This is a genomic window from Georgenia sp. Z1344, from assembly GCF_049856295.1.
In the GTDB taxonomy this organism is placed as follows: Bacteria; Actinomycetota; Actinomycetes; order Actinomycetales; family Actinomycetaceae; genus JB111.
Map to the genome: position 1 here is coordinate 167,559 of NZ_JBNDMZ010000008.1, position 12,576 is coordinate 180,134.

Consider the following 12,576-nt stretch of genomic DNA (forward strand, 5'->3'; position numbering starts at 1 on the left):
TTGCACCGGCCGCCTATCCTGGAGGCGTGACCTCCACCGACACGATCCAGTCCCTGGCCGGCGCGTCGGCGTTCCCGCAGCAGGTCGAGTCCTTCGACTCGCCCGAGGGGAAGCGCATCCTCCTGGCCACGCCCCGCGGCTACTGCGCCGGTGTCGACCGGGCCGTCGACGCCGTCGAGAAGGCCCTCGAGCTCTACGGCGCCCCGGTGTACGTGCGCAAGGAGATCGTCCACAACAAGTTCGTCGTCGAGACCCTGTCCCGCCGCGGCGCGATCTTCGTCGCCGAGACCGACGAGGTCCCCGAGGGCGCCCGCGTCGTGTTCTCCGCGCACGGCGTCTCCCCGGCCGTGCACGCCCAGGCCGCGGCCCGCAACCTCGCGACGATCGATGCCACCTGCCCGCTCGTGACCAAGGTGCACAAGGAGGCCGTCCGGTTCGCGAACGACGACTTCGACATCCTCCTCATCGGCCACGACGGCCACGAGGAGGTCGAGGGCACCCAGGGCGAGGCGCCCGAGCACATCCAGGTCGTCAACGGCCCCCACGAGGTCGACCAGGTCGAGGTCCGCGACCCCGAGCGCGTCATCTGGCTCTCCCAGACCACGCTGAGCGTCGACGAGACGATGGAGACCGTGAACAAGCTCCGCGAGCGGTTCCCCGCGCTGCAGGACCCGCCGAGCGACGACATCTGCTACGCCACGCAGAACCGCCAGGTCGCGGTGAAGAAGCTGGCGCCGGAGTCCGACGTGGTCATCGTCGTCGGGTCGGCGAACTCCTCGAACTCGGTCCGCCTCGTCGAGGTCGCCCTCGACGCCGGGGCCGGCTCCTCCTACCGCGTGGACACCGCCGACGAGATCGACCCGGCCTGGTTCGACGGCGCGACCTCGGTGGGCGTGACGTCCGGGGCGTCCGTGCCGGAGATCCTCGTGCGGAACGTGGTGCTGCGGCTGCAGGAGCTCGGGTTCCTCGCCGTCGAGGAGGTGCGGACCGCCACGGAGGACGTGCTCTTCTCCCTCCCGAAGAACCTCCGCGCCGACCTCAAGGCGTCCGGCGTCCAGGTGGACCAGCCGCGCCGGGCTCGCGCCCCGCGCGCCCAGGCCTGACGGCGCTGCCCCTTCCAGCCTCGGCCTGACGACCTCGGCCTCCGGCTCGACCGCGAACGGCGCGCCCCGGGGTGCGTGACGCTCGCCCCGACATGCCGCGCGAGGCCTTCGGTTCCGCGCCGCCGCGCGGTAGGATCGGGCGAATCGCACGCGTGCGACGCGTGGACCACACGGTGGTGGTCGGCCGCGCGCGGCGGTCCGGAGGTGAGGAGATGTCCGAGACGCAGAGGTCAGGTGGGCACTGGTCCGGCGAGAGCTGGAACACCCCGCAGTCCGACCACACGTTCGCCCCCCGCGGGAAGGCGTTCGCCAACCGCACCCGCGGCGCGCACAACCAGCCGGTCACCCCGTTCAACGAGCAGCCGCACGACCGGCGCGGCGCCGGCGTCATCGAGAGCGTCGTCCGAGCGGTACGCAGGTGGCGGACCCGCTCGACCGTCTGAGGTCCCCACCCGGGCGGGCGCCGTCGGAACGAGCGACGGATACGCTCGCCCGAGTGGCTGCGCCGGACGCGGCCCGCTCCCGACGCCGATGCGTCGGAGCGCCACGTACCGACGGAGCGGAGGTCTCGCGATGAGTGATCAGCAGTACGGGGGTCAGGGCTGGAACCAGCCCCAACAGGGCGGGGCACCCGCCTACGGCCAGAGCGGATGGGGCGAGCAGCAGGGTTACGGCGCGCCGTCCCCCTACGGAGGTCAGGACCCGTACGGCGCGCAGGGCGGCTACGGCTCGCAGCCGGGGTACGGGGCGCAGCCGGGCTACGGCGGTCAGTCCCCGTACGGCGCGCCCGGCCAGCAGGGCTTCCAGGGCGCCCAGGCCTACGGCTCCCCGCAGGGCTTCGGGGCGCCCGTCGGCAGGCGCGTCCCGCTGCCGGTCGGCGGCTGGATCCTCGTCATCGGCTCCGTGATCGCCGCCATCGGTTGCTTCCTGCCCTGGCTCGAGGTCTCGGTGTTCGGGCAGTCGGACAGCATCAACGGCATGGAGGACGGCAACGACGGTCTCCTCATCCTCCCGATGGCGGTCCTCGCCGCGGTCGGCGGTGTCCTCATCGGGATCCGGAAGGGCGCCGCATGGATGGCGATCGTCGGGCTCGTCCTCGCCCTGGCTGTCGCCGGGATCGGCCTCTACGACCTCGTCGACGTCAACGACGAGATCGAGGCGCAGGGCGCCCAGGAGTTCATCGACATCGGGTTCGGGCTGTACGCGGTCGTCGCGGGCGGCGTCGTCGGGCTCGTCGGCGGCATCATCGCGCTCGTCAAGAAGACGAACGCCTGACCCGGAGCGGCGCGCGGCGCGACCGATGAGCGGGCGGAAGGACTGGGGCCACAGCGGCACCAGGCGTCGCTCGAAGGCCGGCCGCCCGCCGCGCTACGGGTTGCACGGCACCTATGGGACCGGTCCCGCGGACGTCCCGCGCGCGCCGCAGATCCAGTTCTCGGCGCCGCCGGTCGAGGTCCCGCCGCGCCGCCGCGTCCGCCGGCGCCGGCTCGACGAGCTGCCGATCCACGGGTGGATGCTGCTGGGCGGTGGTGTCCTCTCGGTGGTCGGCTTCTTCTTCCCGTGGGTCACGATGGAGCGCGGGCTGCAGCCGGACCTCATCCACCACGGGACGGACGAGAGCTCGTCCGCGGTGGTGATGATCGTTCTCGCGCTCGTCGCCGTGGCGGCCGGGGTGACGTTCCTCGTCGTCCACGCGCCGGCGTGGCCGGGAGTCCTCGGTGCCCTCGCGGCGCTGTCCGTCGCGGCGACCACCGTCCACGACCTCGTCACCCTGCGCGGACGGATCGAGGCGGAGGACGCCTGGAACCGCATGGATGTCGGCTACGGACAGATCGTCGTCGTCATCGGCGCCGTGACCACGTGCCTCGGCGGCGTCTGGGCGGCCCTCGCGGCCGGCGTGGAGGACGACTGACTCGAGCCGCGTCCCTGCGCCCTGCCGTGCTCCGCCACGCGGGCCGCGGCGGCACACCCCGCCCAGCGGCCACGGGTCACCGTCGGGGACCCGCGGCTGCCCCGGGCGGCCGCCCCTCAGCCGGCGCGCTCCCCGCGCACGGCCCGCACCTGCGCCGCCCCGTCCTCGACGTCCGACGCGGCGAGCTCCGGCGCCGTGAACGCCCGGACCTGCGCGTCATCGGCGTCGATCGGCGCGAGCTCGAGGTCCTTGGCGCCGAGCGACTCGAGTGAGCGCGCGGTGACGAGCAGGCGCCCCTCGATCGAACCGACGGCGCTGTTGTAGTGCCCCACGGCTGAACGCAGGGAGGACCCGACCCGGCCGAGGTGCCCGGCCACGGTCGCCAGGCGATCGGCGAGGGTGCGGCCGAGCTCGAGCAGCTCGCCCGCCTCGTCGGCCGCCTTCTCCCCGCTCCACACCGAGGCCACCGCGCGCAGGAGGGCGAGGAGCGACGACGGCGACGTCGGTGCCACCCCGCGCGCGAGCGCGTGCTCGAGGAGCCCCGGGTCGGCCTCGAGCGCCGCCCCGAGCAGCGGCTCCGAGGGCAGGAAAAGCACGACGAGCTCGGGGCTCCCCGGGAGCTCCGCGTGGTAGCCGCGCGACGCGAGGGCGTCGACGTGCCCGCGCAGCGCCTTCGCGTGGGTAGCGAGCAGCCGTTCGCGGCGCTCGGCGTCGGCCCCCCGTGCTCCGGGGTCGATCGCGCTCGCCTCGAGGTAGGCGTCCATCGGGACCTTCGCGTCCACCGCGAGCGTGCGCCCCCCGGGCAGGTGGACGACGAGGTCCGGGCGGGCGGCCGAGCGCGAGCCGGCGATCGAGCCTGCGGTGCGCTGGGTGTCGAAGTCGACGTGCGCGAGCATCCCGGCGGACTCGACGACCCGGCGCAGCGTCACCTCGCCCCACTGGCCGCGTGACCCGCCCGCGCGCAGCGCCCGGCCGAGCTCGCCGGTCGCGGCCACGAGCTCGGCGTCCGCGCGGCGGGCGGCCGCGAGCTGCTCGTCCAGCGCGGCGGCGCGCGCGGCACGCTCGCGCTCGAGCAGCTGGACCTGCCGGCCGACGTCGGCGAGCCCGGAGCGCAGGGGGGCGAGCGCCTGGAGGACGTCGGCGTCGGAGGTGGCCCGCTCGCGCATCTCCGCGACCTGGGCGGACAGCTCCTCGGCCCGGGCGCGTGCGGCGCCGAGCTCGGCGGCGTCGGTCGCCGCACGGTCACGACCCGAGCTCGCCCGCGCAGCCTCGCGGCGCCCGACCACGAGTGCGTGAGCGCCGGCACCGACGGCCGCCCCGACGATCAGGGCGAGGAGGACGACGAGCACGAGCACCGGGGCAGGGACGGTCATGCCGCCATCGTCACAGGAGCCGCCGACACCGGAGGGGCGGCCCGGATGGGCGCCCGGGCACCGGACGCGGTCGTCGGGCTCTCGGTGCCGGCCTCCGAGCGCCGTCCCGGTCACGCCGCAGCAGGACAGGAGGCCTCGGCACGGCGTCGTCCGTGGTGGGACGATGGCGCCCCTGCGCGGCCGACGGTGGTCGCGAGCCCGCGTGGTCCTGCGAAGGAGATCGCCATGACGCTCGAGATCGTCAGCCAGTCGCTCGTCCAGGAGCTCCTCGTCATGGAGATCCCGCCGGTGGACAAGGTCCTGCGGACCATCGGCGTCTACCTCGCGGTCGTCCTCGTCGTGCGCGTGGCGGGCAAGCGGATGCTCGCGCAGATGAACAGCCTCGACCTCGTGGTGGTCCTCCTGCTGAGCGAGGCGATCCAGAACGCGATCATCGGCGACGACTTCTCCGTGTCCGGAGCGGTGCTCGGCGTGGTCGTGCTCGTCGCCACGAACGCGGGGCTCGAGCGTCTGGCGGCACGCTGGGGTTGGGCACGCACCCTCCTCGAGGGGCGGTCGACCGTCCTCATCGAGGACGGCAGGATCGACGACGCGGCGTTGCACCGGCTCGGCATGACGCGCGAGGAGCTGGCGATCGCCCTGCGCGTGCAGGGTGCCGACTCGGCGGCGGAGGTGGAGAAGGCGACGATCACGCAGGGCGGTCAGGTCGGGGTCGACATCCGACCGGAGGAGCAGTCCGCGAGCCGCGCCGACCTCGAGCGGGCCGTCGCCGAGCTGCGGGAGCTCATCGAGGCCCGCCGGACCTGACGGCGCACCCGACGACCTACTCCGTCAGCAGCCCGTACGGCGAGATGCGCCGCAGGCGGCTCGCCGCGAGCGCCGTGCAGACCCACGCCAGGGCGACGAGCCCGGCCACGATCGCGAGCGGCAGCCACGGGGGAGCGTCGAGCTCGATGCTGCTGTGGCCGACGCCCGCCAGCATCGATCCGGCCACCGGCTCGGCCGCGAAGCCGGCGGCCCCGGCCCCGATCGCCGCGGCGAGCGCGACCACCGGGAGGATCGTCGCGAGCACCTGGCGGACGAGGTCCCGTGAGGTGAAGCCCAGCGCCTTGCGGATCCCGAACGACCGGTGCTCGCGCACCACCATCGTCGTGACGAGCAGACCGACCACGAGGGTGACGATCACGACGCCGAGGGCGGCGAGGGCGACCGTGAGGCCGCTGATCATCGTCGAGTAGACGCTCACCTGCCCGCCGATGGTCGTGCGCAGGTCGTAGCTGCTCACGAGGTCGTCGCCGAGCGCGGGTCGCACGCCCGCCGCGACGTCCGCCGGCGAGTCCCCCGCGGAGGCGTACACGGCCATCGACGTCAGCTCGCCGTCCGGCTCGAGCCGGTGCCACGCGGCCTCGGTCATCCCGCCCGTCATCCCGGCCTGCTGCGTGGTCTGCACGATCCCCACCACGAGGTAGTCGGCCTCGGCCCCCTGCACCGTCACCGGGACCTGGTCGCCCACCTCCGCCTCGAGCCGGTCGGCCGCGGTGACGCCGAGCATGATCTCGTTCGGGTGGACCGGGTGGCGCCCGGCCGCCAGGGAGCTCCGCTCGGGGTGCCCCTGGTCGGCGGCGACCTGGATCCGCAGCGGCAGGCCGTCGACGGTCAGACCCACGAGCTGCCGGTAGAACGCGTCCTCGACCCCGTCGACCGCACGGACCGTCTCGAGGGCCTCGGTCCGGTCCGTGTCCGCACCGACCACCACGAGCACGTCCTCGAGGTCCCCGACCAGGAGCTGGACGAAGTCCTGCTCGGAGCGGCCGAGCGTCCCGGCGATCGCCGCCCAGGTCGAGCCCGTGAACGCGACGATCGCCAGCACCACCCCGAGCGCGACCGCCTGCCCCGGCGCGGACACGAGCCGCTTGAGGCCGAGCACGAGGTTGAGCGGCCCGCGGGTGCTGGCGAGCGGCAGCCGGTCCCGCCCGGGCACATGGGCCGGCTGCCCGCCGCGCAGCGCCACCACCGGGGGGATGCGCCGCAGCCGCCGCGCAGCGAGCGCGGCCGTCCCCGCCGCCACCGCCCCGAGCACGCCGACGACGACGAACGCGCCCGGCCACGAGATGCCCGCCTCCCACGGCAGCCCGGTCTGTGCGGCCATCGACGACTCGAGGAGCGGGAGGACGAGCGGGGAGAGCACGACCCCGACGCACGCCGCGAGCACGACCGGGATCGCGACGAGGAGCACGATCGACGCGGTGACCTGCCCGGCGGAGAAACCGACCGCGCGCATCGCGCCGATCGCGCGGACGTCCTCGCGCACGAGGTTGGCCACGAGGAAGCGGACGACGACCGCGGCGACGACCGTGACGACCACCGCGAACGCCCCGAGCATGGCGGCGTAGATCGAGCTGCCGATGACGATGGTCGACGCGATCGTCTCGAGCGTCATCGTGTACGACCACGTGTTGTCCGTCGCCGAGACGAGCCCCGCCGAGGTGAGGGAGTCCGTGACGGCGCGGGCGACATCGTTCGCAGCGTCGGCGTCGGTGGTCTGCGCCCGCAGCAGGCTCGCCGGCACGAACGCGTCCCCGAGGTCCTCGGCAGTCGCCGCGAACGTCTCGGAGTCGAGTGCCACGAGCGGGAAGCCCATCGTCGGGACGCCGAGCGTGACCGTCTCGACGAAACCCTGGACGTGGAACGTCACCTCCCGCGCGCCGACAGTGACGACGAACGGGTCGCCCGGCTCGTAGCCGCCGCCGGTGGAGAAGATGAGCGGCAGGTGGACGGGGTTGTCGACCGGCGGGTGGTCGTTGTCGATCGCGCGGATCTCGTCGAACGGCCGGTCGGCGTCGAGGTCGACGACGAGCAGGTCGCCCGTCTGCGTCGTGTCCCCGTACGCGTACTCGGCCGGCGCGGTGAGCACGGGCTCGACGCTGTGCGCCTCGACCCCGGCGCTGCCCGTGGCCGCCGCCACGGCCACGTCGGTCGCCTCGCCGGCCGGGACGACGGAGACGACGTCGGCGCCGTCCAGGGCCTCGGTGCGGCTCTCGACGAGGCCGGGGTAGTCGAGGGTCATCACCGCGGCGACCGTGCCGAGCAGGCCGGCGAGCACGGCGAGCAGGGCGAGGGCGACCGTCTGGCGGCGGTGGCGCCTCAGCTGGCGGCGCAGCAGCAGCCGGACCGGGGACATCCTCACCACCCCAGATCGGTGAGGAAGGCGGTGAGGCGCTCGCGGCGGGCGTCGTCGTCGCCGGTCCACCGGCCGAGCTCGAGCTCGCCGTCGATCGTGCCGTCGCGCAGGTAGAGGATCCGGTTGCCGCGCAGGGCGGACCGGGTGTCGTGCGTGACCATGACGATCGTCTGGCCGCCCGCGTTGACCTCGGTGAGCTGATCGAGCACGCGGCCGCCGAGCGCGGTGTTGAGCGCGCCGGTGGGTTCGTCCGCGAAGACGACGTCGGGCGAGTTGACGAGCGCACGGACGACGGCGGCGCGCTGCGCCTCCCCGCCGGAGAGCATCGACGGGAGCTTGTCGTGGTCCGCCGGCGCGAGGCCGACCTGCTCGAGCAGCTCGCGGGCGCGCGCGGTCACCCGGCGCCGGTCGCGGTCGACGAGCAGCCCGACGGCGAGGACGTTGTCGAGCACCGACAGGCCGTCGAGGAGGTGGACCTGCTGGAACACGAACCCGCAGTGGCGGCGCCGGAACCGGGCGAGCCGGTCCTGGCCGAGCGACGAGATCTCGGTGCCGGCCATCGTCACCGTGCCGAGCGAGGGGCGGTCCATCCCGGACAGCGCGTAGAGCAGTGTCGACTTGCCCGCCCCGGACGGGCCCATGATCACCGTGAGGTCCCCGCGCCGGATCGTCAGGTCGAGGTTCTTCAGCACGTGCTGCTGGACGCCGTCGCGCGAGAACGTGGTCGAGAGGCGCCGGGCCACGATGACGTCCTCGCTCCCTGGCGGCGTGGCGTCGGTGCGGTGCGTCCCGGCGGGGGCCCGGGTGGCGGTGTCGTGGCTCATGACCTCAACGTAGGAGCGGGGAGGCGCGAGGGTCCTTGCCGAGTTCCGACGAGTTCCTGAACTCTTCTCCTCACCTCCGGTAGAACCCCGCCCGACGACGAACCCCCGGCGGCCCCCCGCTCAGCGGTCGAGCGGCAGGGTGAGGTCGACGGCGAGCCCGGCGGTGGTTCCCCGCAGCTCGAGGTGCCCGCCCATCCGCTCCATGAGCCGGGCGGCGGTGTAGAGCCCGAGGCCCTGGCCGGGGATGCCGGCGGACCCCGTCCCGCGCACGCCTCTGCCGAGCACGGCGGTCAGCTCCTCGGCGGGCAGGCCCGGACCTGAGTCGGTGACGGTAAGCGTGACCGTGTCCGCGGTCGCCTCCCCGTCGACGTCCCCGGCCGCGTCCCCGCCGGCGGCCGTGATCCCGTCGGCGTCCACCCGGCCGGTCACGGTCACCGGGCCGCGCGCGTACTTGGCGGCGTTGAGCAGGACGTTGTCGAGCACCTGCGCGAGGCGGCGCGGGTCGGCGCGCACGAGGACCTCCGGTACCGACGCCTCGGTGACGAGGCCCGCCGTGTCCGCCCCGCGCACGAGGGCGGTGAGGTCGTCGGGCGTGAGCGTGCGGGGCTCGACCGCGAGGTCGGTGGCGGCGTCGGCGCCGGCGGCGGTGAGGTCGTCGGCGAGCTCGCCGATCTGCGCGGCCTTGGCGAGGACCACGTCGAGCCGCTCGCGTACCGCAGGGTCGTCGGTGCGCAGGGCGAGCAGCTCGGTCGTGGCAACGATCGACGCGATCGGCGTGCGAAGGTCGTGGCTCAGCTCGGCGACCAGCTCGTGGCGCGCGGCGACGGCCTCGGCCTCCGCGGCGCGCGCCCGGGCGAGCTCGGTGCGCAGCAGGTCGAACGATTCGGTGAACTCCCCGAACGGGCGTCCGCGGTCCATCGCCAGCGGCACGTCGAGGTCGCCCGCGGCCACGGCGGTGGCGTGCCGGCGCAGCCGCGCGAACGGCCGCAGGACGCCCCGCTCGACCGACACCCACACCAGCATGACGAGGGCGGCGGCCGCGAGGACGAGGACGCCGGCCCGCACCCGGTCCGCGCGAGCGGCGTCGGCCAGGGCGTCCGCCTCCGCGTCGCGCACGAGGACCGTCCCCACGCGCCGGCCGTCGACGACGACCCCGAGCGAGGAGGCGCGTGCGCGGACCGCGTCGAGCTCGTCGGCCACGGGCTCGCCGCGGGCCAGGAGGACGGTGCCGTCGTCGTCGAGCACCGTGAAGTCCGGCCCCGGCGGGTAGTCGGCGAGATCGAGGTCGCCCCAGGAGGCCTCGGTGCGGGCGCGGACGTCGTTGGCGGCGACCGGGTCGCCGTCGGGCGTGGTCGGCGCCGGTGCGAGGAGGAGCCACGCGCCAGCCGCGAGGAGGAGGAGCACGGCGACGACGACGAACCGCCGCCTCGTCACGGCGTGCGGCCCTCGAACAGGTAGCCGCGGCCCCACACGGTGCGGACGTAGGTGGGGGCGTCGGCGTCGGGCTCGATCTTCGTCCGCAGGCGGCGCACGTGGACGGACAGGGTGGACTCGCCGGTGAACGTCGAGCCCCACACCTGCTCGAGCAGCTCGGCCTTGGGCACCACGCGCCCGCGGTTGGCCACCAGGTGGCGCAGCAGTCGGTCCTCCATCGCGGTGAGGGAGACCTCGGCGCCGGCCACGTGGACGCGGCCCGTGGCCGCGTCGACCCTCAGGTGATCGTCCGCGTAGCCCGCGTCCGCGCCCGAGGTGCCCTGCGGCGTCGGGCCGGTCCTGCGGTCGAGGATGCGGCGGACCTTGGCGAGGAGGACCGCGAGGGAGAACGGCTTGCGGACGTAGTCGTCGCCGCCGATCGTCAGGGCGTGGACCTGGTCGTCGTCGGAGCCGCGGGCGGAGAGGAAGACGATCGACGCGTCGGACGTGGCGCGGACCCGGCGGCACAGCTCGAACCCGGACATGCCGGGGAGGTTGATGTCGAGCAGCAGGACGGTCGCGGTGTCGGTCGCGAGGAGGTCGAGGGCGGCCTCGGCGGTGGTGACGTAGGTGGAGCGGACGTCGAAGCTCGCGAGGTACTCGGTGGTCGAGGCGGCGAGGGGTTCCTCGTCGTCGATCATCAGCACGTCGTGGTGCATCGCTCCTCCGCCCGGCCGGTCCGCGCCGGTGGTCCTGTCCCGTAGTTGTACCAGGGGCGGGGTACCCCGGATCACCGGGGGACGGCTCGCACGGTCGTCGATAGTTTCGCGGCATGCACTCGTACCTGGCGGAGGGGGTCGCTCGGCTCCGGGCCACCGGCACCCTCGTGCTGCGGGGATCGGCGACGAGGGCGCCGGTGGTCGAGACCGTCGCGATCGTGCTCGTCGTGCTCATCGGGGGCGTGCTGCTGCACGCCCTCGCACTCGTGGCGGCATTCATGGAGTTCGGCTTCCTCTCCGTGGTCCAGATGCTCGGCGGCGTGATCGTGCTGTGCGTGGCCGGCATCGTCGCGCTCGCCGTCGTCGGTACCCGGAGCGCTCGCCTGCGGGCGAGCGAGGCGGAGCCCGTGGTGCTCGACGACCGCGGGCTCGCCATGCGGGGCGTGGGCCCGTTGCCCTGGCACGCGCTCGGGCCGGCGCGGATCTCGACCTGGCGCGGGGCCGACGGCGAGGCGCGCGGCAGGCGGGGGAGCGTCCCGCTCACCGGTCTCGGGATCCAGCTCGTCGAGGGTGAGCTCACGGGGCGTGACTGGTTCCGGCTCCGGGCGCGGGTGCGGCCCTCGTGGACCGGGCAGCCCCCGGCGATCGACCTGCCCGGCGTCGTCGGCATGTCCGCACGCGAGGTCGCGATCCTCGTCAACGCTGCCCGGGACCTGCACCTCGGGGTCGCCCTGTCCGCCCCGGACCGTGGCGAACGGCTCCCGTCCGTGGCCGACGCGTACCGGTTTCCGACCGACGAGGACGCCTAGACTCCCCGGGTGGCACTCACCATCGGAATCGCCGGCCTGCCCAACGTCGGCAAGTCGACCCTCTTCAACGCCCTGACCCGCGCGAGCGTGCTCGCCGCGAACTACCCGTTCGCGACGATCGAGCCGAACGTCGGCGTGGTCCCGCTGCCCGACCCGCGCCTGCAGGTGCTCTCCGACATCTTCGGCAGCGAGCGGACCCTCCCGGCGACGGTCTCGTTCGTCGACATCGCGGGCATCGTCAAGGGCGCGAGCGAGGGGGAGGGGCTGGGCAACCAGTTCCTCGCCAACATCCGTGAGGCCGAGGCGATCTGCCAGGTCACGCGCGCGTTCAGCGACCCCGACGTCGTGCACGTCGACGGCCAGGTCGACCCGGCCGCCGACATCGAGACCATCACCACCGAGCTCGTCCTCGCCGACCTGCAGACCCTCGAGAAGGCGATCCCGCGCCTCGAGAAGGAGGCCCGGGTGAAGAAGGGGGAGCCCGAGGTGCTCGCGACGGCCAAGGCCGCCGTCGAGATCCTCGAGCGCGGCGAGACGCTGTCCGCCGCCGGCGCCTCGAAGGGGCTCGACCAGGAGATCCTCGCGACCTTCCAGCTGATGACGACCAAGCCGTTCATCTACGTCTTCAACACCGACGACGACGGGCTGGCCGACGCCGACATGCAGGCCCGGCTGCGCGAGCTCGTGGCCCCCGCGGAGGCGATCTTCCTCGACGCGAAGTTCGAGTCCGAGCTCGTCGAGCTCGAGCCCGACGAGGCCGCGGAGATGCTCGCGGAGTCCGGACAGGACGAGGCGGGCCTCGACCAGCTCGCCCGCGTCGGCTTCGACACCCTCGGGCTGCAGACGTACCTCACGGCCGGGCCGAAGGAGGCCCGCGCGTGGACGATCGGCAAGGGCTGGAAGGCCCCGCAGGCCGCCGGTGTCATCCACACCGACTTCGAGAAGGGCTTCATCAAGGCGGAGATCATCAGCTTCGACGACCTCGTCGAGGCCGGCTCCGTGACCGAGGCGCGCTCCCGCGGCCGGGCCCGTATGGAGGGCAAGGACTACGTCATGCAGGACGGGGACGTCGTGGAGTTCCGCTTCAACGTGTGATCACGCGTCCGTCCAACGGGACGGTCATGGAGGTCGACGTCAGCTCCCAGAGTCTCGATGATGCGGCGGCCATGATTCGCCCGTGGCGCGGTCGCTTCGGCTTGGTCCACCGGGCCCGGCCGCGTGTACGTCGACATGCGCGGGGAG

At 74.0% G+C, this 12,576-nt stretch carries 12 protein-coding genes; 7 read left to right on the plus strand and 5 right to left on the minus strand.

Translation table 11 applies throughout. From position 1 onward, the window contains the following. Positions 1-53 precede the first annotated feature (53 nt). The 4 genes from ACPYO6_RS10505 (at position 54) to ACPYO6_RS10520 (ending at position 3,015) form a co-directional block, all read left to right on the plus strand. Complete coding sequence (locus ACPYO6_RS10505) at positions 54-1,103, plus strand: 4-hydroxy-3-methylbut-2-enyl diphosphate reductase (protein WP_425714853.1); 1,050 nt, start codon at positions 54-56, stop codon at positions 1,101-1,103. A gap of 212 nt (positions 1,104-1,315) precedes the next feature. Continuing rightward, positions 1,316-1,546 carry a hypothetical protein gene (locus tag ACPYO6_RS10510; protein WP_425714808.1) on the plus strand — a complete coding sequence of 77 codons (231 nt, stop codon included), beginning with the start codon at positions 1,316-1,318 and terminating at the stop codon, positions 1,544-1,546. Positions 1,547-1,676: 130 nt separating this feature from the next. Continuing rightward, positions 1,677-2,378, plus strand: coding sequence for a hypothetical protein (locus ACPYO6_RS10515; protein ID WP_425714809.1), 702 nt, complete (start codon positions 1,677-1,679; stop codon positions 2,376-2,378). Positions 2,379-2,403: 25 nt separating this feature from the next. Then, positions 2,404-3,015, plus strand: coding sequence for a hypothetical protein (locus ACPYO6_RS10520; protein WP_425714810.1), 612 nt, complete (start codon positions 2,404-2,406; stop codon positions 3,013-3,015). Between the two features lie 116 nt (positions 3,016-3,131). Here ACPYO6_RS10520 and ACPYO6_RS10525 read toward each other — a convergent pair whose 3' ends face one another. After that, positions 3,132-4,388: a DNA recombination protein RmuC gene (locus ACPYO6_RS10525; RefSeq protein ID WP_425714811.1), complete on the minus strand. Its 1,257-nt coding sequence runs from the start codon at positions 4,386-4,388 to the stop codon at positions 3,132-3,134. 225 nt (positions 4,389-4,613) lie between these two features. Between ACPYO6_RS10525 and ACPYO6_RS10530 the strand changes: the two genes are divergently transcribed. Next, on the plus strand, positions 4,614-5,195 hold the full coding sequence (locus tag ACPYO6_RS10530) for a YetF domain-containing protein (RefSeq protein ID WP_425714812.1): 582 nt from the start codon (positions 4,614-4,616) through the stop codon (positions 5,193-5,195). A gap of 16 nt (positions 5,196-5,211) precedes the next feature. Here ACPYO6_RS10530 and ACPYO6_RS10535 read toward each other — a convergent pair whose 3' ends face one another. The 4 genes from ACPYO6_RS10535 to ACPYO6_RS10550 form a co-directional block, all read right to left on the minus strand. After that, complete coding sequence (locus ACPYO6_RS10535; RefSeq protein WP_425714813.1) at positions 5,212-7,569, minus strand: ABC transporter permease; 2,358 nt, start codon at positions 7,567-7,569, stop codon at positions 5,212-5,214. A gap of 2 nt (positions 7,570-7,571) precedes the next feature. Continuing rightward, a complete protein-coding gene (locus ACPYO6_RS10540; protein ID WP_425714814.1) occupies positions 7,572-8,393 on the minus strand; it encodes an ABC transporter ATP-binding protein in 822 nt (273 codons plus the stop codon). A gap of 120 nt (positions 8,394-8,513) precedes the next feature. After that, positions 8,514-9,827, minus strand: coding sequence for a HAMP domain-containing sensor histidine kinase (locus ACPYO6_RS10545; protein ID WP_425714815.1), 1,314 nt, complete (start codon positions 9,825-9,827; stop codon positions 8,514-8,516). After that, positions 9,824-10,525 carry a response regulator transcription factor gene (locus ACPYO6_RS10550; protein WP_425714816.1) on the minus strand — a complete coding sequence of 234 codons (702 nt, stop codon included), beginning with the start codon at positions 10,523-10,525 and terminating at the stop codon, positions 9,824-9,826. Before ACPYO6_RS10550 ends, ACPYO6_RS10545 begins: the two co-directional genes overlap by 4 nt. A 113-nt stretch (positions 10,526-10,638) precedes the next feature. Here ACPYO6_RS10550 and ACPYO6_RS10555 point away from each other — a divergent pair, with 113 nt between their 5' ends. Next, a complete protein-coding gene (locus ACPYO6_RS10555) occupies positions 10,639-11,334 on the plus strand; it encodes a hypothetical protein (RefSeq protein WP_425714817.1) in 696 nt (231 codons plus the stop codon). 9 nt (positions 11,335-11,343) lie between these two features. Beyond that, complete coding sequence (ychF, locus tag ACPYO6_RS10560; RefSeq protein WP_425714818.1) at positions 11,344-12,429, plus strand: redox-regulated ATPase YchF; 1,086 nt, start codon at positions 11,344-11,346, stop codon at positions 12,427-12,429. Positions 12,430-12,576 lie beyond the last annotated feature (147 nt).